17 protein-coding genes are annotated in these 22,861 nt (G+C 61.6%); 9 read left to right on the top strand and 8 right to left on the bottom strand.

The window, feature by feature from the left end; all coding sequences use genetic code 11:
- Positions 1 to 84: 84 nt before the first annotated feature.
- From S101446_RS14915 to fdxA, 3 genes are all read left to right on the top strand, one after another.
- On the top strand, positions 85 to 2,697 hold the full coding sequence (locus S101446_RS14915; protein ID WP_087608685.1) for a helicase-related protein: 2,613 nt from the start codon (positions 85 to 87) through the stop codon (positions 2,695 to 2,697).
- A gap of 5 nt (positions 2,698 to 2,702) precedes the next feature.
- Positions 2,703 to 2,996 (top strand): RNA-binding S4 domain-containing protein, encoded by a 294-nt coding sequence (locus S101446_RS14910; protein WP_019084760.1) that lies wholly within the window; start codon positions 2,703 to 2,705, stop codon positions 2,994 to 2,996.
- 189 nt (positions 2,997 to 3,185) lie between these two features.
- A complete protein-coding gene (fdxA, locus tag S101446_RS14905; RefSeq protein ID WP_010507641.1) occupies positions 3,186 to 3,518 on the top strand; it encodes a ferredoxin FdxA in 333 nt (110 codons plus the stop codon).
- Between the two features lie 122 nt (positions 3,519 to 3,640).
- Here the strand turns inward: fdxA and cyoD are convergent, their stop codons facing one another.
- The 5 genes from cyoD to S101446_RS14880 all read right to left on the bottom strand — a co-directional run bounded on the left by cyoD (position 3,641) and on the right by S101446_RS14880 (position 8,930).
- Positions 3,641 to 3,970, bottom strand: coding sequence for a cytochrome o ubiquinol oxidase subunit IV (gene cyoD / locus S101446_RS14900; RefSeq protein ID WP_026018424.1), 330 nt, complete (start codon positions 3,968 to 3,970; stop codon positions 3,641 to 3,643).
- On the bottom strand, positions 3,970 to 4,575 hold the full coding sequence (gene cyoC / locus S101446_RS14895; protein ID WP_010507645.1) for a cytochrome o ubiquinol oxidase subunit III: 606 nt from the start codon (positions 4,573 to 4,575) through the stop codon (positions 3,970 to 3,972). The genes cyoD and cyoC overlap by 1 nt, the downstream gene beginning before the upstream one ends.
- Complete coding sequence (gene cyoB / locus S101446_RS14890; RefSeq protein WP_010507646.1) at positions 4,575 to 6,569, bottom strand: cytochrome o ubiquinol oxidase subunit I; 1,995 nt, start codon at positions 6,567 to 6,569, stop codon at positions 4,575 to 4,577. Before cyoB ends, cyoC begins: the two co-directional genes overlap by 1 nt.
- 5 nt (positions 6,570 to 6,574) lie before the next feature.
- On the bottom strand, positions 6,575 to 7,501 hold the full coding sequence (cyoA, locus tag S101446_RS14885) for a ubiquinol oxidase subunit II (RefSeq protein ID WP_026019544.1): 927 nt from the start codon (positions 7,499 to 7,501) through the stop codon (positions 6,575 to 6,577).
- Positions 7,502 to 8,153: 652 nt separating this feature from the next.
- Positions 8,154 to 8,930: a Bax inhibitor-1/YccA family protein gene (locus S101446_RS14880; RefSeq protein ID WP_010507648.1), complete on the bottom strand. Its 777-nt coding sequence runs from the start codon at positions 8,928 to 8,930 to the stop codon at positions 8,154 to 8,156.
- A 194-nt stretch (positions 8,931 to 9,124) separates the two neighbouring features.
- Here S101446_RS14880 and thpR point away from each other — a divergent pair, with 194 nt between their 5' ends.
- From thpR to S101446_RS14855, 5 genes are all read left to right on the top strand, one after another.
- A complete protein-coding gene (gene thpR, locus S101446_RS14875) occupies positions 9,125 to 9,676 on the top strand; it encodes an RNA 2',3'-cyclic phosphodiesterase (protein ID WP_019090542.1) in 552 nt (183 codons plus the stop codon).
- Between the two features lie 462 nt (positions 9,677 to 10,138).
- The gene (locus S101446_RS14870; protein WP_026019545.1) at positions 10,139 to 12,358 is read left to right on the top strand and encodes a PQQ-dependent dehydrogenase, methanol/ethanol family; all 2,220 of its coding nucleotides are present in this window, start codon (positions 10,139 to 10,141) and stop codon (positions 12,356 to 12,358) included.
- 53 nt (positions 12,359 to 12,411) lie between these two features.
- Complete coding sequence (locus S101446_RS14865; RefSeq protein WP_019090543.1) at positions 12,412 to 13,818, top strand: c-type cytochrome; 1,407 nt, start codon at positions 12,412 to 12,414, stop codon at positions 13,816 to 13,818.
- Positions 13,819 to 13,959: 141 nt separating this feature from the next.
- Positions 13,960 to 14,664 (top strand): NAD-dependent deacylase, encoded by a 705-nt coding sequence (locus S101446_RS14860; RefSeq protein WP_019084751.1) that lies wholly within the window; start codon positions 13,960 to 13,962, stop codon positions 14,662 to 14,664.
- 7 nt (positions 14,665 to 14,671) lie between these two features.
- Positions 14,672 to 15,301, top strand: coding sequence for a uracil-DNA glycosylase family protein (locus S101446_RS14855; RefSeq protein WP_087608684.1), 630 nt, complete (start codon positions 14,672 to 14,674; stop codon positions 15,299 to 15,301).
- On the opposite strand, the gene S101446_RS14850 is transcribed toward S101446_RS14855, so the two are convergent.
- Genes S101446_RS14850 through S101446_RS14840 form a run of 3 tightly spaced genes read right to left on the bottom strand, consistent with a single transcriptional unit; the run spans position 15,288 to position 19,782 of the window.
- Positions 15,288 to 16,028 carry a MarC family protein gene (locus S101446_RS14850; RefSeq protein WP_087608683.1) on the bottom strand — a complete coding sequence of 247 codons (741 nt, stop codon included), beginning with the start codon at positions 16,026 to 16,028 and terminating at the stop codon, positions 15,288 to 15,290. The genes S101446_RS14855 and S101446_RS14850 overlap by 14 nt on opposite strands.
- A 36-nt stretch (positions 16,029 to 16,064) precedes the next feature.
- Positions 16,065 to 18,164: a lysylphosphatidylglycerol synthase domain-containing protein gene (locus S101446_RS14845; RefSeq protein ID WP_087608682.1), complete on the bottom strand. Its 2,100-nt coding sequence runs from the start codon at positions 18,162 to 18,164 to the stop codon at positions 16,065 to 16,067.
- 10 nt (positions 18,165 to 18,174) lie between these two features.
- Positions 18,175 to 19,782, bottom strand: coding sequence for a lysine--tRNA ligase (locus S101446_RS14840; protein WP_048849768.1), 1,608 nt, complete (start codon positions 19,780 to 19,782; stop codon positions 18,175 to 18,177).
- A 132-nt stretch (positions 19,783 to 19,914) separates the two neighbouring features.
- On the opposite strand from S101446_RS14840, the gene S101446_RS14835 reads away from it, so the two are divergent.
- Positions 19,915 to 22,854: an ATP-dependent DNA helicase gene (locus tag S101446_RS14835; RefSeq protein ID WP_087608681.1), complete on the top strand. Its 2,940-nt coding sequence runs from the start codon at positions 19,915 to 19,917 to the stop codon at positions 22,852 to 22,854.
- Positions 22,855 to 22,861 lie beyond the last annotated feature (7 nt).

Raw genomic sequence — 22,861 nt, 5'->3', positions numbered from 1 at the left:
CCCCGTCCGGGCAACGCAACACCCCATCGCGACCGGCATGTGGTTTTGCTTGCATTTGCCGCCACTTGGCCGGAGCATGCATTCATGACGGGTGTACCCAAGGGCACTGGTGGCCCCTATCGCGCAGCGGCCGGACATGGTTCCGGCCCCCATTCCGATACGCTGGTCCGGGCGGTGCTCGGCCCGACGAATACCGGAAAGACCCATCTGGCCATAGAAAGGCTGCTTTCGCATTCCAGCGGTATCATTGGTTTTCCCCTGCGGCTGCTGGCGCGCGAAAACTATGACCGCATGGTGGCGCAGAAGGGCGCGCATGCCGTCGCCCTGATCACGGGCGAGGAAAAGATCATCCCGCCAAAGGCACGCTGGTTTTCATGCACGGTGGAAGCCATGCCGCTGGACCGCCGCGTGGAATTCGTGGCGGTGGATGAAATCCAGCTCTGTGCCGATCCCGATCGCGGCCACATCTTTACCGACCGGCTGCTGCATGCGCGTGGCCTGTCGGAAACCATGTTTCTGGGTGCGGATACCATACGCAACCTGATCCGCCGCCTTGTGCCGGGCATCGAGATCGAACATCGCCCGCGTCTGTCGCAACTGACGCATGCGGGGGCGTGCAAGCTGACGCGCCTGCCGCCGCGTTCGGCCATTGTCGCCTTTTCCGCGGGCGAGGTTTACGCCATTGCCGAACTGCTGCGCCGCAGGCGGGGGGGATGCGCCATTGTCATGGGGCAGCTTTCGCCCCGCACCCGCAATGCGCAGGTGGCGCTGTATCAGGAAAAGGAGGTCGACTATCTGGTCGCGACCGATGCGATCGGCATGGGCCTGAACATGGACGTAAATCATGTGGCCTTTGCCAGCCTGTCCAAATTCGACGGCACGCGCATCCGGCCGCTTACGGCGGGGGAAATCGCGCAGGTGGCGGGCCGCGCCGGACGCGGGCTGCGTGATGGCACGTTCGGCACCACCGGGACCTGCCCGCCCCTGTCCGAGGAACTGGCCGAAGCGGTGGAGGAACACCGTTTCGACCCGCTGACCCGTCTGGCGTGGCGGAACAGCGACCTGGATTTTTCATCGCCTGACCGGCTGCTGTCCAGCCTCAACCGTCCCTCCCCCCGTGTCGAACTGATCGCGGGGCATGAGGCAAGCGACGTGCTCGCCCTGTCCGCGCTGGCGGGAAATAGCGAAATCCGTCCACTGGTCCATTCCCGCGCCGCCACGCGCCTGTTGTGGGAAAGCTGCCAGATACCCGATTTCCGCAAGCTGGGCGATGACAGCCATATCCGCCTGTGCGGACGGATCTTTACCCACCTGATCCACGATGGTCGCATCCCGTCGGCATGGATGGACAGCCAGATTACCCATTTTTTCCAGACGGCGGGCACCATAGACTCGCTCATGCAGCGTCTGGCGGGTATCCGCGTGTGCAGTTACATCGCCGCCCGCCCCGGCTGGATCGCCAATGCCGAACACTGGCAGGCCCGCACGCGGGAGGCGGAGGACAGGCTGTCCGATGTCCTGCATGAACAACTGACCGCGCGTTTCGTGGACCGTCGCGCCACCACCCTTATCCGCAGGCTGGATGAAGGCGGGCATGACAACCTGCTTTCCGCCGTGACGGCACAGGGCAATGTCGTGGTGGAAGGTCATGAGGTCGGCCGTATTGCCGGGCTGGACCTGATCGCGGGCGAACATACCGATGCGGAGGACGGGCGCCTGCTCATGCGCGCGGCGCGGCGGGCGGTACGCAGCGAAATCCCGCGCCGTGTCGCGGCCCTGGTGCAGGATGATGACCAGCAGTTCACCTTTTCCGCCGATGGGGCGCATATCCTGTGGCAGGACATGCCCATTGCGCGGATGCTGCCGGGCAGTGACCTGCTATCGCCACGCCCGCAGGTGCTGGACAACCCGCTGCTGGACAATGCCCAGCGCGAACGAATCCGCAATCGCCTTCAGACATGGCTGGGACAGGTCGTGCGCGAGCATCTTGCGCCGCTTTTTGCCGTTCAGGCTGCGGTGGCCGGCACGCCGGACCTGCGCGGCATCATCCATCGCCTTATGGAAGGTGCCGGGGTGGCTCCGCTCCATCGTGGCGAACGCCCCGGGCACGAGATGATCCAGCGGTTGAGGCGGCTGGGCGTGCGGGTCGGGCACTACAGCCTGTTCATGCCGGCGATCCTGAAGGAACGCCCCATGCAGTTACGGGCCTGGCTCGTGGCGATCAGCCTGAACATGCCCTGCCCGCCCCTGCCCGCCATGGGACGCGTTACCCTGCCGCCGGATGCACTGCCGCCCACCTTCATGGACCGGATGGGTTGGCTGGATGCCGGGCCGGTGCGGATCAGGCTGGATATCGCGGAAAAATTTGTCGTTGAACTGGCGCGCATGACACGTCGGGCCCCCATACCGCTGCCACCCCAATTGGCGTCCCGCTTGGGGATACGGCGCGAAATGCTGCCTGCGGTGATGAAAGGGCTGAACATGCGCGTGTACCATCCGCGCCCCATGGCGGCCAACCGCTACGGTCCACCCGCCCCGGTCATGATCCGCTTCGCGTCCGAGCATGAAAATGCCAGCCGGGAAAAAACCGTGCGGACGGCATCCGCCCGCAATGGCAGGCGACCGGCAGCACCCCGGCGCCCGCAACGGACCGATAGCCCCTTCGCCGCCCTGGCGACCCTGTTCAATCGTCCCTGACCGCCATGACACAGACCCCTGATCCCATCATGACCCAGCGACTGGACCTGTGGCTGCTGCATGCCCGTTTTGGTCGCAGCCGCGGCATCTGTGCAAAAATCGCATCTGGCGGCCATGTCCGCATCAATCGCCAGCGCGTGACGAAGGCGCATGCACAGGTGCATGTGGGCGATATCCTGACCCTGCCATCCCCGGACCGGCAGACCGTGATTGTCATACGTGTCGTGGCCTGTACCGAGCGGCGGCAATCCGCCCCACTTGCACAACTTCTGTATGAAATTGTTCCGGAAACTGTCTGAATATTGTGGCCAACAGGCCAATACAGACCATGATTATGCATTAGCCGCCGTCTTGGGCTTGCCACGGCCGGAAAACACTCTCATATCTTCCGCCATTCCTGATGAGGTCGTGCGCCATGCGGCACCTCATCCCTTTTAATGGCCGGGCCTATTGCCGCAGGCCGAACAAATAATGATCGGAGATAGGCGATGACCTATGTGGTCACCGAAAACTGCATTCGCTGCAAATTCACAGATTGTGTCGAAGTCTGTCCGGTTGACTGCTTCTACGCCGGCGAAAACTTTCTGGTAATCAACCCGGATGAATGCATCGACTGCGGTGTGTGCGAACCAGAATGCCCGGCCGAGGCCATCTTCCCCGATAGCGACGACCGCGCGACCCCGTGGGCCGAACTGAACGCCAAATACGCCGCCGTGTGGCCCAACATCACGCGCAAGATCGACGCCCCGGCCGATGCCGAGGAATGGAAAGACAAGCCCAACAAGAAAGAGCTGCTTTCCCCCGAACCCCAGAAAGGCTGATCCCGCCTTTCCCATCGGGTTGCACCATAAAAAAAGACCGGCACGATTTCTCGTGCCGGTCTTTTTTTATGCCGTCTGGTCCGGGGGCAGTTGCCTGCCCCCGCACCCTGACATGACACCGCTTAGCGCGACATCATGTTGATGGCCGTGTCATGCATGATGAACATCGTGCCGGCCACAAGGACCAGGACCGAAAGCACCGTGAAGACAAATGCCATGACGTTCCAGCGCTGTTCGGACGAACCGTTCATGTGCAGGAAGTAAATGAGGTGAACAACAATCTGCACCACCGCCAGCAGGGCAATCGCCCCGCCGGTGCCGGCCGGCGACATCGCATGCGACATCACCAGACCGAAGGATGCAACCGTCAGGATAACGGCAAGTACGAACCCGGTAAGGTAAGACCCTACACTCCCGTGGCTCTCTCCCGAGGAAGAAATATGGTCTGCCATCAGATCACACTCATCAGATAGACAAAGGTGAAGACACAGATCCAGACGATATCCAGAAAGTGCCAGAACAGGCTGAGGCAGGTCAGCTTGCCGATCATGCGTTCGTTCAGCTCGGTCTTGCCAGCCGTCTGGAACAGCAGGACAGCCATCCACAGCAGGCCGCAGGTGACATGCAGACCATGCGTGCCAACCAGCGTGAAGAAGGCGGACAGGAACGCGCTGCGATCCGGGCCATTGCCTTCGGCAATCATGTGAGAGAACTCACGGATTTCCATGAACAGGAAGCCCAGCCCCAGCAGGAAGGTCACCCCGAGCCAGGTCCGCATGGTGCTGACCTTGTTCTCGTGGGCGGCAATCATGCCGAAACCGTAGGTGATGGAGCTGAACAGCAGGATTGCCGTTTCAATGCCAACACCCGAAAGTTCGAACACTTCGTGGCCGGTCGGACCGCCGGCAAACTGGTCACGCAACACCGCGAACACTGCAAACAGTGTACCGAAGATGATGCAGTCCGTCATCAGATACAGCCAGAACCCGAACACCACGGGAGATTCGTGGTGTTCATCATGGGCATGGGCTGCATCAGCAGTCATGTTTTGCGCCATTATTCCGCTGCCTGTGCTGCCATAAGGTTATGGGTGTGCTCCTGCTCAATGCGAACCACCTCGGACACCGGCACATAGTAATCGACGTCGTTGTCGGACGAACGGGCGATCACCGTAGCGATGACACCGATCAGACCAACAGCCGCCAGCCACCAGATGTACCAGACCGCACCGAAGCCAAGCACGAAGCTGAAGGCACCGATCAGGAAACCGCATGCCGTGTTCTTCGGCATATGGATCGGCTGATAGTTGCCACCGGCCTGACGCGTGTCGATACCGGCTTCCTTGTCATGGGCAAAGGCGTCCAGTTCGTGGACTTCCGGCAGGATGGCGAAGTTGTAGAACGGCGGCGGCGAAGACGTGGACCATTCCAGCGTACGTGCGTTCCAGGGATCGCCCGTCAGGTCACGGTTTTCGGCCAGGTTGCGATCACGGATCGAGACATACAGCTGGGTCAGCTGGCACACGATACCGCATGCGATCAGAACCGCACCAACTTCAGCAATCAGCAGCCAGGGATGCCATTCGGGGTTGTCGTAGTGGTTCATACGACGGGTCATGCCTTCGAAACCGAGGACATAAAGCGGCATGAACGCAACATAGAAACCAATGAACCAGCACCAGAACGCGCGCTTGCCCCAGGCTTCGTTCAGCTTGAAGCCGAAAGCCTTCGGGAACCAGAAGTTCATGGCAGCGACGTAACCGAAATACACACCACCGATAATCACGTTATGGAAGTGGGCGATAACGAACAGGCTGTTGTGGAGAACGAAGTCAGACGCCGGGATTGCCAGCATGACACCGGTCATACCACCGATGGAGAAGGTGATCATGAAGCCGATCACCCAGTACATGGTCGCGTGGAATTCGATACGCCCCTTGTACATCGTGAACAGCCAGTTGAAGATTTTCACCCCGGTCGGAACCGCGATGACCATCGTCATGATACCGAAGAACGCGTTGACGTTCGGGCCGGCACCCATGGTGAAGAAGTGGTGAACCCAAACCACCAGCGACAGGACCATGATGGAAGCGGTCGCGTAGACCATGGTCTTGTAGCCGAACAGCGGCTTGCGGGAGAAGGTCTGCGTGATTTCGGAGAAAGCACCGAAGGCAGGCAGGACAAGGATGTACACTTCCGGATGGCCCCAGCCCCAGATCACGCTCAGATAGAGCATCTGGTTGCCGCCGCCGTCATTGGTGAAGAAGTGCATGCCCAGGTAACGGTCCAGACCCAGCAGGCCCATGGCCACGGTCAGGATCGGGAAGGCAACCATGATCAGCACGGTCGTGCAGAAGATGGTCCAGGTGAACACCGGCATACGCATGTAGGTCATGCCCGGCGCACGCATCTTCACGATGGTCGCGAAGAAGTTCACACCCGTCAGCAGCGTGCCGACACCGGACAGCTGCACCGCCCAGATGTAGTAGTCGACACCGACACCGGGGCTGAACTGCTGTTCGGACAGGGGCGGGTAAGCCAGCCAGCCGCACTGCGAGAACTCACCAATGAACAGCGAGACGTTGACCAGCAGGAAGCTGATGGTCGTCATCCAGAAGCTCAGTGTGTTCACGAACGGGAAGGCCACGTCACGCGCACCGATCTGCAGCGGCACCACGATGTTCATCAGACCCTGCATGAACGCCATGGCCATGAAGAAGATCATGATCGTGCCGTGTGCGGAGAAGATCTGGTCATAATGGTGCGGCGGCAGGTAGCCGGGGTTACCGGCATAGGCCAGCGCAAGCTGGGAACGCATCATGATCGCGTCCGCGAAACCACGGAACAGCGCCACGAGCGCGACAACGATATACATGACACCAATGCGCTTGTGGTCGACCGAGGTCAGCCATTCACGCCACAGGTAGCCCCATTTACCGTAATAGGTGATGAGACCGACAACGGCCAGGCCAGCAATGGCCGCACCGATGAACGTCCCAACAAGGATCGGCACATCATAAGGAATGGCCGACAAAGTTAATTTGCCTAACATCTGTCCTATTCCTTCATGTTCATGTCGGACATCGCGGACTGCTGCACATGCAGCATCTTGCCGGTGCTCTTATCCATGACCATGCCGTTGTTGTACTTGGCAACGATGTCATCAAAGAGACCCGCATCGACATGCGAGAAGTATTCAACCGGGTTGGCCTCGCTCGGCGCGGCCAGCTTCGGATAGCTTGCGCTGTCCAGCTGTTCGGAAGAAGCCTTCACCTTCTCGACCCACGCGCTGTACTGGTCCGCAGGCATTGCCAGCGCACGGAAACGCATGTCGGAGAAGCCACGGCCGCTGAAGTTGGAGGATTCACCCTGGAAATCACCAGCTTCGTTCGCGATCAGGTGCAGCTGTGTCTGCATCCCGGCCATGGCGTAGATCATCGTACCGAGCTGCGGGATGAAGAAAGAGTTCATCACGGAGTCAGAGGTGATCCGGAAATCAACCGGCGTGTTAACCGGCATGGCCATCTGGTTGACGGTCGCGATCCCTTCATCCGGATAGATAAAGAGCCACTTCCAGTCCAGTGCCACAACATCGACATGAATAGGCTTGACGTTGGCTTCAGCCTCAAGCGGCTTGTACGGGTCAAGCGAATGACATGTCTGATAGGTCAGCACCGCCAGGAACAGGATGATCAGGCTGGGAACGGCCCAGATAACCACCTCGATCTTGTTGGAATGCGACCATTTCGGCAGGTATTCCGCCGCAGTGTTGGACTGACGGTACTGCCATGCAAACAGCAGCGTCAGGATACATACCGGTATCACGACCAGCAGCATCGCGTAGGTCGAGGTCAGGATCAGGCTTTTTTCCTGAGCACCGATCACGCCTTTGGGGTCGAGCGTATCCCACGAACAGCCTGCTAGCAGCGCTGCCGAAGATAGGCTCATCAGCTTCGTTAATCTTGGCAAGATTTTTTTCTTCATCTCACGCCTCGTTGGTTTCGACATCACCCTGTTTTGCTCACATCCTCGCTTCATCCACGGGCTTAGACAACAACGGCCACGTTATACGCTTGGCAGGAAAAATGCATCCGACTTTCCCCTGGCACCCAGCGACATCGCGCCTACGTCGACTTCCGAAATCGACACACGGCCTTTTTCGGTTTGCATCCGTCATGAGTTAGTTGCCGACCGGCTGACCATGATCTTGATCAATACGGCCCGCCAGACCTTACGTAATTATTACTGTCAGGGCAGATCGGACCATAAATCGCGACGCCGTCCTGTGTGCTGAAGCGCATGTTCTGTGCCGCATACCCTTTCATATAGTTTTTCTATTCAAGGGTTATCCGACCTGAATGGCCTCAGAGGCAAGCCTTCACATAATATTTCAATAGATTTCATTGCTAAAAATTTATCTAGAAAAATCCTTTTTTTACAATGAGTTGTCTGAGTGTCATGAACCTCACACTCATGTCATCTTATATTTTCTATATATGAATAAGTCTTATCTTTTTTACCTGCATGCATGGATGGCAACCCTTTCCATGCAAAAAGGGCCGCCACTTGCGTGGCGACCCCTCCATATTCTCATACCAGACCGTAGTGGTACAGATTCCGCAGGACTCCTGCATCCTCAGTCGTTGCTGTTGTTGCGCACGCCCATGAACTGCAGCAGGAACTGGAACAGGTTGATGAAGTTCAGATAAAGGTTCAGCGCATCATAGACCGAACGCTTGGCGGCCTGGTCCGGCCCCTCGGCATAGGCAAACTGCTGGTAGTTCGCCTTGATCTGCTGTGTATCGAACATGGTCAGCCCGACAAACAGCAGCACGCCCACTGCGCTGTAGACAAAATACAGACCCGGGCTGTGCAGGAACATGTTCACCACGCCCGCGATGATCAGGCCGAACAGCCCCATCATCAGGAAAGAGCCAAAGCGGCTGAGGTCGGTACGAGTCGTGTAACCCCAGATCGACATGGTGCAGAAGGTCGCGGCGGTAATGAAGAATACCCGCGTAACCGACACCCCGGTGAACACCAGGAAGATATTGGACATGCTGGCGCCCATCACGCCACAGAACAGCCAGAACAGGGTCTGCACCGCCTGCGTGGACAGCCGGTACACGCCAAACGACATGACCAGCACAAAGCCCAGCGGGGCAATCATGGCCAGCATGGACAGCGCCGTCGGTTTCAGCGCCATGCCCATCGGGGTTGGCACATGCTGGTAAAACAGAGCCTGCAGGCTGGTATTTGCGATCAGATAGGCAACCAGCCCGGTCAGGACCAGTCCGGATGCCATCCAGTTATAGACTCGCAGCATATAGGCACGCAGGCCCATATCGACAGAACCTGCGACACTATCAGCGGCGGGGCGGATGAAACTCCGCGAATCAGGGCCAAAAGCCATTGTGTTTCCTTCCTCCACGTCCTTGACTGACGTGCCTCTCCCAGCATGTGGGAACATGTTAGAACACGTTCAAGATCGGGAGCGTGTCCAATACATTACAATACGGCAAGCATGCCGCGGGTACATCACCCTATATATACTGTACACCGCCCATCACGGCATATGCCTTTTTCCCTTGTCCACAGGTATTCGTCATGCGTCTTTTCGTTGGTCTTGAACTCCCGCTTCCGCTGCTTCACGCGATAGGCGAATTACGTGGCGGCCTGCCGGATGTTACGTGGCAATCGCCTGAATCCTACCACCTCACGCTGCATTTCATCGGGGAGGTCACCCATCCCCACCTGCACGAGGAAATCCATCATGTCCTGTCCGCCATCCGCGCCACACCGCCTGTACTGCAACCGGCGGGCACGGGGCTGTTCACATCGGCCCGTCCGAACGGGTCGGACACATTATGGATTGGCTGCGCACCCGACGACGCCCTGACCACACTGCGCGAGAAGGTGCGCAAGGGCCTGAACCGGGCGATTCCGGCGGGAACCGAGCGGAACAGCCGCCATTTCACCCCGCATGTCACTGTCGGCCGGATGGAACATCCCGACCAGGAACGTCGACAACGCTGGCTTGCGACCACCGTTCCCGCGGCGGAGGCCCAGACGATGGGGCATTTCACCCTGTTCCGGTCCATACGCCATGCAGACGGGCCGTTTTACGAGCCGCTGGAACATTATCCGTTACAGTTCTGATTCTCTGCTCCACCCATCCGACATGGACGCAAACAGGAGTCTTCCGCGGCCCGGCATCTATTCCATTTGTGAATAATAAAAATATTTTTCTTATCAATCATTGTGAACCACCTGCATGTTCGCGGTAGACACATCTTGTCATTCTTCCTGAAATATCAACAGATTTTATGAAAATCTGCGGAATTCCGAACTATCCGTTTCATTGCTTATGCGACAGCATGTTCACGTTTTAGTGAGGCTGAACACTAAAATGTCAGGAGACGAGCGTGCTAGCCTCAGTATGTTCGGATGAAACGGACCACCTGCTTTGTCTTTCCTGCCTGAAGCCGGTTTCCTGTCTGGCCGGAAAAGAAGCGCTAGCGCGTTTTTTTTGCCGGATACATTCAGAAAGCTGCTCCGGGCAGAAAGTTGCAGCGGCGGCATCCTGAATTCGAAACCGTTAGTTTTCTGAGGACATCACATATGATTTCTGCCGTTTTCGGAAAAAGACGTTCTCTGAGCAGAACGCTTACAGCCGGAACGATATGTGCGGCTCTCATCTCCGGGTATGCCACCATGGCATCCGCAGATGACGGGCAGGGCGCCACGGGGGAAGCGATCATCCATGCCGATGATCACCCCGGTAACTGGATGACCTATGGCCGCACCTATTCTGAACAGCGCTACAGCCCGCTGGATCAGATCAACCGTTCCAATGTCGGCAACCTGAAGCTGGCCTGGTATCTGGACCTTGATACCAACCGTGGCCAGGAAGGCACGCCCCTGGTTGTTGATGGCGTCATGTATGCCACCACCAACTGGAGCATGATGAAAGCCGTCGACGCCGCAACCGGCAAGCTGCTGTGGTCCTATGACCCGCGCGTGCCCGGCAACATTGCCGACAAGGGCTGCTGTGACACGGTCAACCGTGGCGCAGCATACTGGAATGGCAAGGTCTATTTCGGCACGTTCGACGGTCGCCTGATCGCGCTGGACGCCAAGACCGGCAAGCTGGTCTGGAGCGTCAACACCATTCCGCCCGAAGCGGAACTGGGCAAGCAGCGTTCTTATACGGTTGACGGCGCGCCCCGTATCGCCAAGGGCCGCGTGATCATCGGTAACGGTGGTTCCGAATTCGGTGCCCGTGGCTTCGTCACGGCGTTCGATGCGGAAACCGGCAAGGTCGACTGGCGCTTCTTCACGGTTCCGAACCCCAAGAACGAACCGGACCACGCTGCATCCGACAGCGTGCTGATGAACAAGGCCTACCAGACCTGGAGCCCGACCGGCGCCTGGACCCGCCAGGGTGGCGGCGGCACGGTATGGGATTCCATCGTGTATGACCCCGTGGCCGACCTGGTCTACCTGGGCGTAGGCAACGGTTCGCCGTGGAACTACAAGTACCGTTCCGAAGGCAAGGGCGACAACCTGTTCCTGGGCAGCATCGTCGCACTGAAGCCGGAAACTGGCGAATACGTCTGGCATTTCCAGGAAACGCCGATGGACCAGTGGGACTTCACCTCGGTCCAGCAGATCATGACGCTTGACCTGCCGATCAATGGTGAAACCCGCCACGTCATCGTTCATGCACCGAAGAACGGCTTCTTCTACATCATCGATGCGAAGACCGGTGAGTTCATCTCGGGCAAGAACTACGTCTATGTGAACTGGGCCAGCGGCCTTGATCCCAAGACCGGCCGTCCGATCTACAACCCCGATGCGCTCTACACCCTTACGGGCAAGGAATGGTACGGCATTCCGGGTGACCTTGGCGGCCATAACTTCGCGGCCATGGCGTTCAGCCCCAAGACCGGGCTGGTCTATATCCCGGCGCAGCAGGTTCCGTTCCTGTACACCAACCAGGTCGGTGGCTTCACGCCGCATCCCGACAGCTGGAACCTGGGTCTGGACATGAACAAGGTCGGTATTCCCGACTCGCCTGAAGCCAAGCAGGCCTTCGTGAAGGACCTGAAGGGCTGGATCGTGGCCTGGGATCCGCAGAAGCAGGCTGAAGCATGGCGCGTGGACCACAAGGGGCCGTGGAACGGCGGTATCCTGGCAACTGGCGGCGACCTGCTGTTCCAGGGCTTGGCGAACGGCGAATTCCATGCCTATGACGCGACGAACGGTTCCGACCTGTTCCACTTCGCGGCGGACAGCGGCATCATCGCACCGCCTGTGACCTACCTTGCCAATGGCAAGCAGTATGTTGCAGTTGAAGTGGGCTGGGGCGGCATCTATCCGTTCTTCCTTGGTGGCCTGGCCCGTACCAGCGGCTGGACCGTCAACCACTCGCGCATCATTGCCTTCTCGCTCGATGGCAAGTCCGGCCCGCTGCCCAAGCAGAATGACCAGGGCTTCCTGCCCGTCAAGCCGCCGGCACAGTTCGACAGCAAGCGTACCGATAACGGTTACTTCCAGTTCCAGACCTATTGCGCCGCCTGTCATGGCGATAACGCAGAAGGTGCCGGTGTGCTGCCTGACCTGCGCTGGTCCGGGTCCATCCGTCATGAGGACGCGTTCTACAATGTTGTCGGCCGCGGCGCGCTTACCGCCTACGGTATGGATCGCTTCGACGGTAACATGAACCCGACCGAGATTGAGGACATCCGCCAGTTCCTGATCAAGCGTGCGAACGAGACCTATCAGAGGGAAGTTGATGCCCGGAAGAACGCTGACGGTATCCCCGAGCAGCTGCCGTAATCTCCCGGTTTTGACAATTTTTCGCATCAACGCGACGCATGATGGTGAACATAATGATCAACAGACTTAAGGTGACATTCAGCGCGGCAGCGTTTAGTCTGCTGGCAGGGACGGCATTGGCACAGACGCCAGATGCTGACTCCGCGCTGGTCCAGAAGGGGGCATATGTCGCGCGACTGGGTGACTGCGTAGCATGTCATACCGCTCTCCATGGACAGTCGTACGCAGGCGGGCTTGAAATCAAGAGCCCGATCGGTACGATCTACTCCACGAACATCACACCGGACCCGACCTACGGTATCGGTCGCTACACCTTCGCCGAATTCGACGAAGCCGTGCGCCATGGTATCCGCAAGGACGGTTCCACGCTGTATCCGGCCATGCCGTATCCCTCCTTCTCGCGCATGACGAAGGAAGACATGCAGGCGCTGTATGCGTACTTCATGCACGGGGTGAAGCCGGTCGCGCAGCCGGACAAGCAGCCGGACATTTCCTGGCCCTTGTCCATGCGCTGGCCGCTGGGCATCTGGCGTATGATGTTCTCGCCTTCGCCGAAGGACTTCACGCCGGCGCCAGGCACGGATCCTGAAATCGCACGTGGCGATTATCTGGTTACCGGCCCCGGCCATTGCGGTGCGTGTCATACCCCGCGTGGCTTCGCCATGCAGGAAAAGGCGCTGGACGCTGCCGGTGGTCCTGACTTCCTGTCCGGTGGCGCACCGATCGACAACTGGGTCGCGCCGAGCCTGCGCAACGATCCTGTCGTTGGTCTGGGCCGCTGGTCCGAGGATGACATCTACACCTTCCTGAAGTCCGGCCGTATCGATCATTCCGCCGTGTTCGGTGGCATGGGCGATGTGGTGGCATGGAGCACCCAGTACTTCACCGATGACGACCTGCACGCCATCGCGAAGTACCTGAAGAGCCTGCCGCCGGTGCCGCCGTCACAGGGCAACTACACCTACGATCCGTCCACCGCGAACATGCTGGCTTCGGGTAATACCGCCAGCGTTCCGGGTGCTGATACGTATGTGAAGGAATGCGCCATCTGTCACCGTAACGACGGTGGTGGCGTGGCCCGCATGTTCCCGCCGCTGGCTGGCAACCCGGTTGTCGTGACCGAGAACCCGACCTCGCTGGTGAACGTGATTGCGCATGGTGGCGTACTGCCGCCGAGCAACTGGGCACCGTCCGCAGTGGCAATGCCGGGTTACAGCAAGTCGCTGTCCGCCCAGCAGATTGCTGATGTGGTCAACTTCATCCGCACCAGCTGGGGCAACAAGGCGCCCGGCACCGTTACGGCTGCGGATGTCACCAAGCTGCGCGACACGGGCGCCCCGGTTTCCAGCTCCGGCTGGAACAGCGTCAGCAGCGGCTGGTCGGTCTTCCTGCCGCAGCCTTACGGCTCGGGCTGGACGTTTGCCCCGCAGACGCACACCGGTCAGGACGCCGCACAGTAAGGCGGATGGGTGGTTCCCCACCGGAACCACCTTCTCCTGATACAGTTACTGAAAACCGCCATGGGTTCCGCCCATGGCGGTTTTCTTATGTACGGCGTTCCCCCACACTGGGGCGGGCAACCAACAGGGGGAAATGCCATCATGCAACGCATCGTGGTCCTGACCGGGGCGGGCATAAGCCAGGAATCGGGATTGCAGACCTTCCGGGGTGCGGACGGCCTGTGGAACCATGAACGGATTGAGGACATCTGCACGCCCCAGGGCTTCCAGCGCGATCCCCTGCGCGTTGACCGTTTCTATAACGGCCTGCGGGCCCGGTTACCCACCGTCCATCCCAACGCCGCCCATCTGGCGCTGGCGGAACTGGAACGCGCGGGACGGGAGGGACGCTGGGACGGACAGGTCACCATCGTCACCCAGAATATCGATGATCTGCATGAACGCGCCGGTAGCCGCAACGTCATCCACATGCATGGTGAACTGCTGCGCCTGCGCTGCACCGCCTGCCGCGCAACCCCGGCATGGCGCACGGACTGTTTCCCCGATACGCCGTGTCCTGCCTGTGGTCAGCCGACATTACGGCCCGATATCGTCTGGTTTGGGGAAATACCCTACCATATGGAGGCCATTTCCCGGCATCTGGCGGCATGTGACCTGTTTGTTGCCATCGGCACATCCGGCGTGGTCTATCCTGCCGCCGGTTTTGTGGACAGCGTGGCCGGACATGCGGATACGATGCTGTTCAACCTGGAAATCCCATCCGGTCCCTCCGCCTTTGACCAGGCCATTGCGGGTCCCGCGACACGCACCGTACCCGCATGGACACGTGACCTGCTGGAAGCGTAAATGGGCCATGGCCGAAACACTGGAAGACCTTCTGGACGCCATCCGCGCGTGCCAGACCTGTGCCGCCCACCTGCCGCTCGGGCCGCGTCCGGTGCTGCATGTCTCGCGCACGGCGCGGCTACTGATCGCAAGCCAGGCGCCCGGCACGCGCGTGCATGAGACCGGGCAGTCCTTCAATGATGCATCAGGCGACAGGCTGCGTGGCTGGATGGGAATCGACCGGGCGACATTCTATGATTCCAGCCGCGTCGCACTGGTTCCCATGGGGCTATGTTATCCCGGCAGGCTACCAAAGGGTGGTGACTGTCCACCCCGGCCCGAATGCGCACCGCAATGGCGCGCGCGCATCATGGCGCAGATGCCCGATATCAGGCTGACACTTGTGGTCGGGTCCTATGCGCAGTTGCATATTCTGGGCAAGGGGCGCGTCAGTGACCGCAGCCTTGATTTCCGGCGTTACCTGCCCCGGTATTTCCCCCTGCCCCACCCGTCATGGCGCACGGGGGCGTGGGAACGGCGCACGCCCCGGTTTGGCGCCGATGTGCTGCCTGCGCTACGGGCCTGCGTGCGGGCCATACTGGCGGGTGACGACCTGCCGGACATCCCGCCGTTATCCCCGGCCTTCAGCCAGCCATGAGCAGGACAGCGCGCGCGCTGGACAGGATGACGCCCTGTATGCCGGTAATCAGGATCTGCACGCCAATCGACAGCAGGATCAGGGCGGCAAGGCGCGAGACAATGCGCGTGCCGGTCGTGCCCAGTAGGCACAGAAGCTGATCGGCATAGGTATAGGCCGCCCATACGATCGCAGCCACCAGCATGGCCGCCAGTGACAGCACGCCATAGAATATGATGTGGTGCCCGCCCGGCGGCCCTTCCGACCCCAGCGCAATGGCGACCGCAATCGTGCCCGGACCAACGGTGAAGGGCATGGTCAGGGGAAAGAATGCCTGTCCCATCATGTTGCTGCTGGCCTGCGCGTTACTGCCCTGACTGGCCTGGGCCTGCTTGCGGGCTTCTTCCGTTTCAGGGGCCTGCAGCAGGGACCAGGCCCGCACCGCCACAACCAGCCCACCTGCGATACGCAGGGCATCGATGGTGATGCCAAAAAATGAAAGAACCAGCCCCCCGATCCAGATCGAGGCCAGCATGAGCATCGCGGAATAGAACGCCACCTGCCGTGCCAGCGCCATGCAGATACGCCGGTCATGTCCTGCCGTGACCTGCGCGAAAATCAGCGCGGCCCCCAGCGGATTGACAATGGAAAACAGCGCCGGAAACGCCATGAGGAAGGCACCGGACAGGCTGGGCAGCCCCACCACGGTGGAAAAATGGGTCAGCAGTAATCCCGCATGACTGGTCATGACCGCCCCTTCCTGCCACGCGGTCCCTGCATGCGCTTAGTCCCCTGCGTGGGATGGGACATGGAATGACGGGCGCATCAGGCTGCGGACCATGGTCAGGTCCTCCGCCGCGGCGCACAGGTAGCCGGGATGGGTCGGATGTCCCTCTTCCGTCAGGGGCCATGGTGTCAGCCCCAGTTCGTTATAGACCGGCAGCAGGCTGATCCCGACATGCCAGAAAACCGGCTGACACCCTTCCTGCAGCGCAAGGTCACGCAACCACCATATGGCGGATGTACAGTCATCTGCCTTCCCCGCCGGGTCACCCAGCCCGACCAGATACGGTCCCAGCCGTACAAACGGCAGAAGCGCGCGCCTGCGCGCGCCCGGTATCAGCCCCACCGGCACCGGGGTCATCTGTCCCAGTCCATCCAGCGAATGATCAAAGCTGTGATACAGGGCCTTCGTCTGCGCATTCCATGGCATGACGTGAACACGACCCGGCCGTACCAGCCGCACGATCATGATCAGCGCCAGCATGACCGCAAGCCCCAGCGTCCACTGCGCAATGCCGGGACGCGTGGCGAACAGCATGATTTCCCACCAGCTGCCACCTGCGGAATCATGCGGTCCCGCCATGACCAGAATCACGATGGAACTGATCAGCAGCACCAGCGACACGATGGTGTTGGAAGAAAGCGGCTCGCTCATGATCCGGGCATGGCGGTAATACGACCCGCGAAATGGCGCGATCAGCATGCAGACCAGCATGAGCAGCCCCGGCACCGCCATGGGCGATCCCCGCAGCAACGTCAGCCCGCACGCCCCCGCCAGCAGCACCATCGTGGCCTTCCACGCCAGGGTCACACGCTGCGACAGGCCGATGCCAAGACCGATCAGCACCACCCCGATCAGTGACAGCAGGTAATCCCCCACCGTCGCGAACAGGGGCTGCATGCGGCCCGCATTCAGCCAGTTTTCCGGGTCCAGCAGGGTCAGCGCCAGCAAAAGCCCGCCACACAGTGAAACCGCGCCGGTAGCCACCGCCACGGAAAAATCGGCCTCGCTTTCACGTATGACCTGACTGGGACGACCCATGCGCGGTCCCCGCACCGGGCTGCGCGCGCCGACCTTGCGCGACAGGGCGGCATCCCCGCGCAGAAACAGTTCATGGGCTGCAAACATGATGCCCGCCACGAACAGCGGTACGATATAATAGAACAGGCGGAAGATCAGGATGGCCGTCACGATGCGGGTCGCAGGCACGTACGGCCCCAGCGCGAACATCATCGCGCCATCAAATACACCAAGGCCACCGGGCACGCTGGCCACAAGGCCCGCCGTGTAGGACGCGATATAAATGGCAAGGAACGTGCCGTAATCCAGACCGGGTGCGTCAGGCAGGAAGGTATAGGCAATGGCCGCCGTGGCCGCGACCTCCAGCGTCGCGACAACCGTCTGCATGATCGCCATGCCCGAGGAGGGAAAGGTGATCTGCCATCGCCACAGCCGGATTTCGTTCACATACCGGCCCATGACGACATAGGCGACGACCCCGCCCCACAGCACGATTCCCACCAGCCGCATGAGGAAGCCGGGCAGCATATGGCCCACGAAGGGCACCGTACCGGGTTCCAGCACCAGCACGCTGCCGATCAGCACCGCTGCCCCCAGCAGGTAGGTGGCCGAACAGAAGGCAATGATCTGCGCGATCTGGAACGGCTTCAGCCCCCAGTTGCCGTACAGCCTGAAACGGACCGCCGCACCGGAAATGGCGGAAAAACCAAGGTTGTGCGACAGCACGTAGGAACAGAACGCGGCGAACGCCGTGCGCCTGAACCCAAGCGGGCAGCCCACCTGCCGCACCGCAAGCCAGTCGTAGAAGGACAGGACAAGATAGGACAGCAGCGTAAAACCCGCCCCGGCCCATAATGTGCCCACCGGGATGGCGGCCAGCGCATGGCTGATGTCGCGCCAGTGCAGGTGGCGCACCTCGCGCTGCACCACGACCACGGCGCCGACCAGCAGCAGCAGGCCCAACACATGCGGCAGGTGCCGCAGCAACGAGTGTTTTGGCGGTGACGGCACGCTTCCCCCGGCCGCATTGTCATCCCCGACCTGCTGTGGGGGGGGATCGTGCAACGAACGGTCGGACATGGGCTGGCCCTTAGGCCACGACCCCTTCGCCACGGGTCAGCGCCGCCTCGATCAGGGCCACGGTTTCCGCGATCCCGTACAGCGCCACGAAAATCCCGAAACGCGGGCCTTCCTTCTGCCCCAGCAGCACTTCATACAGGCAGCCGAACCACGCCCGCAGCGGCTCGAAACCATGGGTCTTGCCGATCTCGAACACAAGGTTCTGGCAGGTATCGGGGGAGACATCCTCCCCCTCCAGCCCGCGCAGGGCTTCGGCCAGAGCAGCCAGCGCCGTACGTTCATGCGCGTCGGGGGCACGGTAGTGCTTCGTCGGGCGGACAAAATCGGCGTAATAGACGATGGCATGATCCACCAGCCGCGCCAGCATGGGGCAGCTTTCGGGGGTGGCCTTCGCATCATAACGCTGGATGAACTTCCACAGCACGTCCGGCGTCTCGGCATTGGCGACGGAGGCGAGGTTGAGCAGCATGCCAAACGTGACCGGGCTGCCAGCATCCGCCGGGATTTCCCCCTTGTGGATAAACCATGCCGGGTTGGTCAGCAGGGCGGGATCTTCCGCCGCCAGCGTTTTCGCCTTGGCCACATGGGCCAGATATTCGTCCGTCGCCTTGGGGATCACGTCAAAGAACAGGCGCTTGGCGCGCTGCGGCGCATTGAACATGTACTGCCCGAGACTTTCCGCCGGGGCGTAGCGCAGCCATTCCTCGACCGAGATGCCATTGCCCCTGGACTTGGAAATCTTCTGGCCGTTCTGGTCAAGGAACAGTTCATACGTCAGGCCCGCAGGCGGCTGGCCACCAAGGATACGGCAGATCTTGCCCGACAGGCGCACGCTGTCGATCAGATCCTTGCCCGACATTTCGTAATCGACACCCAACGCATACCAGCGCATGGCCCAGTCGGCCTTCCACTGCATCTTGGCATGGCCGCCGGTGACCGGGGTCTCGAACGTCTCGCCGTCCTCATCGGTCCAGCGCACCGTGCCCGCCACGGGGTCGATGGCGTCCATCTTCACCTGCATGACCTGACCGGTGCGCGGGTGGATGGGCAGCACGGGGGAATAGGTCGCGCGGCGTTCCTCCCCCAGTGTCGGGGCGATCACGGCCACAATCTTGTCATGCACCTCCAGCACGCGCTTCAGGGCCGCATCAAAGCGACCGCCTTCGTAATACTGCGTGGAGGATGCGAATTCGTATTCAAACCCGAACCCGTCGAGGAAGGAGCGCAGGCGGGCATTGTTGTGGGCGGCAAAGGATTCATGCGTGCCAAAGGGATCGGGCACGCGCGAAAGCGGCTTGCCGATATACTGGCGCAGCATGTCCTGATTGGGAACGTTGTCCGGCACCTTGCGCAGGGCGTCCATGTCATCGGAAAACGCCAGCAGCCGCGTGGGCAGGCCGGTCAGCTTCGTGAACGCCTGACGCACCCATGATGTGCGCGCGACCTCGCCAAACGTGCCGATATGGGGCAGCCCCGACGGGCCATAGCCGGTTTCCAGCAGGACGGGCCGTTCAGTCGTGACATCACGCGCGCCAACATGCGTGGACAGTTTGGCGGCCTCCTCAAACGGCCAGGATTTGGGAAGGGGCGAGATAAGGGGACGATGCTGTTCTGACATGGACCGGCAAGCTATGGACAGGAGGGGCGCGGGTCAATCTATCCTATTCCACACCCGGGGGTACAGCAATAATAATGACATGACACACGACGGGCGACATTCGTCCGCCCGTACCCTATATCATTTACCGACATGCCAGACACCCCGCCCCTGCCGGACAGTGCGCCGGCGCTCATTCCCCGGCACGGCGCATGGTCGGTCCTGACCCCGGACGGGGAAATCCTGTCCATGTCGGCCGACGACATACGGCGTGAACTGCCCCAGTGGCCGGCCCCCATGGTCATCCATGCGCCCGCGACCGCGCGCAGGCTGGACCTGCCGCCGCCGCCACGCCCCAGCCCGTGGCTGGACCTGCTGGAACTGTTCGCCTTCGCCCTGCCCGCCCACAGCGCGCCGCCCACCGCACGCGGGCTGGGAACGGCACTTGGCATTGCCGAAGCCAGGCTGGACGCGCCGGAAGCCGACCTGCTGCCCGATCTGGTGTTTGAACTGCTGCGCCGGATCGCAGCCAGCCGCAACACACCCGAAGGGAGCATAAAGGCCACGCTGGCCTGGGGCATGCGCCGCGCCGGATGGGCATGGGGGCCATCGGTCTGCGCCGCACTGGGGCTGTCCCCCACCGGCGGGTTGCCCGCAGGCATGATCCAGCCCAACGAGGCGCTGAAGGTGTGGACGCGCCTGCCCAAATGGGAAGAAACCGCCCCCCGCCCCGCACCCGCCGCGCATCCGGTCACGGGGGAGGAAGCACGCGCCAACCTGCGCGCCATCCTTGGAGAAGGGGCGGAGCATCGCCCGGCACAGGAAGCCTTCAGCCACGTTGCCGCACGCGCCTTCGCCCCGCGCACGACGCAGGGCGACCCGCACATGGTTCTGGCGGAAGCGGGAACGGGAACAGGCAAGACCCTTGGCTACGTCGCCCCCGCCAGCATCTGGGCGCAGCGCAATGGCGGGGCCGTATGGGTCAGCACCTATACCCGCCACCTGCAGCGCCAGATCGAATCGGAACTGGCCCGCGTCTATCCCGACCCGGACATCCGGCGCAGCCATGTGGTGGTGCGCAAGGGACGGGAGAACTACCTGTGCCTGCTGAACATGGAAGAAAGCGTGAATATCGCGCTGTCGCGTGGGCAGGCGGGAAATGCGTCCTTCATCGGGCTGGCGCTTGTGGCGCTATGGGCGGCGCATACGCGTGATGGCGACCTGTTTGGCGGTGACCTGCCGGGGTGGTTTGCGGACCTGTTCGGGCGCGGCCTGCTGACCAGCATCGCCGACCGGCGCGGCGAATGCATTCACGGCGCGTGCCCGCATTACCAGCAGTGCATGGTCGAACACTCCATCCGTCGCGCCCGCACGGCGGACCTGGTGATCGCCAACCATGCGCTGGTCATGTCACAGGCGGCATGGCACGCCATGGATGGCGCGGACACCAATAACGAGGACAACACACCCACCCGCTACATCATGGATGAGGGACATCATATCGCCGATGCCGCCGACAGCGCCTTCGCCCTGGAACTGTCGGGGCTGGAGGCGGCCGAACTGCGGCGGTGGCTGCTGGGGGCCGAGGGCGCACGGTCGCGCGCGCGCGGCCTGCGGCGCAGGCTGGAAGACCTGCTGGTGCATATTCCCCGTATCGAGACACCGCTGGATACGGCGCTGATGGCCGCCCGCGCCCTGCCCGCGCCGGGATGGTCCGCCCGCCTTGCCGCGCTCGACCCCGGCAACAGGACGGCGCCCCCTGCCGATACCCCGGTGGAAGCGGGTGAGCCCGTCCTGTCCAACCCGTCCGAAGTCCTGTTGCACGAATTGCGCCAGCAGGTGCTGGCCCGCACCCATGGCAGCCCCGAGGGGGGCGGTCGCCGCAGCGACAGCGAATGCGACCTGCACCCCATGCCCGAATCCCTGCATGCAGCGGCACAGGGGCTGGAGCGTGCGCTGCGGCGGCTGGCCGAACCGCTGCGCACCCTGATCGCGCGGCTGGATGAAGCGCTGGAAACCGAAGCCGACTGGCTGGACACCCCCATGCGCGAACGGATTGCCGCCGCCATCCGCTCCATCCGCAGGCGGGCGCTGTCACGCGTGGATGGCTGGTGCGCCATGCTGGGCACCATGCAGGCGGGCGCGCCGCCGCCAGAAGGCGAGACCCCGCAATATATCGACTATATCCGCATGGACCGGCGCGAGGGCCAGAACCCCGGCGAGCGGGATGTGGGCCTGTACCGCCACTGGCTGGACCCGACCATTCCGTTTGCCAGCGTGCTGGCGGCCCCGGCCCATGGCGTGCTGGTCACATCGGCCACATTGCGTGACGAAACGGGGGAGGACACGGAAAACGATAGCGCCGAGCGCGCATGGGACGCAGCCGAAGCCCGGTCGGGCGCAATCCACCTGCCATCCCCCGCGATCCGGTCGTCATTTCCCAGCCCGTTCGATTACGCGAAACAGAGTCGCGCCTTCATCATCACCGACGTGGCGCATGATGACCCGGCAGCGCTGGCGGGGGCCTACCGCACGCTGTTCATGGCATCGAACGGCGGCGCGCTGGGGCTGTTTACCGCCATATCGCGCCTGCGCGAAGTCTATCGCCGCATCGTAACCCCGCTGGAGGCCGCGGGCCTGCCGCTGTTTGCCCAGCATGTGGACCCGATGGACAATGCAACGCTGGTGGACATCCTGCGCAGTGAGCGCAACGCCTGCCTGCTGGGAACCGATGCGATGCGTGATGGGGTGGACGTGCCGGGCAATGCCCTGCGCCTGGTGGCGTTCGAGCGCGTGCCATGGCCGCGTCCCGATATCCTGCACCGTGAACGGCGCATTCACCTGTCTGGTGGCGCGCCGGGGCGCTATGACGACAGGATCGCCCGCCTGCGCCTGCGCCAGGCGTTCGGGCGCCTGATCCGCAGCCGACAGGACAGGGGTGTATTTGTCCTGCTGGACAGGCGCACCCCGTCACGCCTTCTGTCCGCCTTCCCCGAAGGGGTGGCGGTCCGCCGCCTTGGCCTGAGCGCCGCAGCGCGGGAGATCACGGCCTTCCTGCAGGCGCAGGATACATCCGTGGACCAGCTTTCCTGATCACCGC

The sequence above is a fragment of the Komagataeibacter europaeus genome (genome assembly GCF_002173515.1).
Taxonomy (GTDB): domain Bacteria; phylum Pseudomonadota; class Alphaproteobacteria; order Acetobacterales; family Acetobacteraceae; genus Komagataeibacter; species Komagataeibacter europaeus.
Note: the sequence above shows the minus strand (reverse complement) of the source record. Positions and strands in the feature narration are given on the sequence as shown.

Coding starts and splice junctions, on each gene's coding strand:
- S101446_RS14915 (WP_087608685.1), top strand. CDS start 85: ATGACGGGTGTACCCAAGGGCACTGGTGGCCCCTATCGCGCAGCGGCC.
- S101446_RS14910 (WP_019084760.1), top strand. CDS start 2,703: ATGACACAGACCCCTGATCCCATCATGACCCAGCGACTGGACCTGTGG.
- fdxA (WP_010507641.1), top strand. CDS start 3,186: ATGACCTATGTGGTCACCGAAAACTGCATTCGCTGCAAATTCACAGAT.
- cyoD (WP_026018424.1), bottom strand. CDS start 3,970: ATGGCAGACCATATTTCTTCCTCGGGAGAGAGCCACGGGAGTGTAGGG.
- cyoC (WP_010507645.1), bottom strand. CDS start 4,575: ATGGCGCAAAACATGACTGCTGATGCAGCCCATGCCCATGATGAACAC.
- cyoB (WP_010507646.1), bottom strand. CDS start 6,569: ATGTTAGGCAAATTAACTTTGTCGGCCATTCCTTATGATGTGCCGATC.
- cyoA (WP_026019544.1), bottom strand. CDS start 7,501: ATGAAGAAAAAAATCTTGCCAAGATTAACGAAGCTGATGAGCCTATCT.
- S101446_RS14880 (WP_010507648.1), bottom strand. CDS start 8,930: ATGGCTTTTGGCCCTGATTCGCGGAGTTTCATCCGCCCCGCCGCTGAT.
- thpR (WP_019090542.1), top strand. CDS start 9,125: ATGCGTCTTTTCGTTGGTCTTGAACTCCCGCTTCCGCTGCTTCACGCG.
- S101446_RS14870 (WP_026019545.1), top strand. CDS start 10,139: ATGATTTCTGCCGTTTTCGGAAAAAGACGTTCTCTGAGCAGAACGCTT.
- S101446_RS14865 (WP_019090543.1), top strand. CDS start 12,412: ATGATCAACAGACTTAAGGTGACATTCAGCGCGGCAGCGTTTAGTCTG.
- S101446_RS14860 (WP_019084751.1), top strand. CDS start 13,960: ATGCAACGCATCGTGGTCCTGACCGGGGCGGGCATAAGCCAGGAATCG.
- S101446_RS14855 (WP_087608684.1), top strand. CDS start 14,672: ATGGCCGAAACACTGGAAGACCTTCTGGACGCCATCCGCGCGTGCCAG.
- S101446_RS14850 (WP_087608683.1), bottom strand. CDS start 16,028: ATGACCAGTCATGCGGGATTACTGCTGACCCATTTTTCCACCGTGGTG.
- S101446_RS14845 (WP_087608682.1), bottom strand. CDS start 18,164: ATGTCCGACCGTTCGTTGCACGATCCCCCCCCACAGCAGGTCGGGGAT.
- S101446_RS14840 (WP_048849768.1), bottom strand. CDS start 19,782: ATGTCAGAACAGCATCGTCCCCTTATCTCGCCCCTTCCCAAATCCTGG.
- S101446_RS14835 (WP_087608681.1), top strand. CDS start 19,915: ATGCCAGACACCCCGCCCCTGCCGGACAGTGCGCCGGCGCTCATTCCC.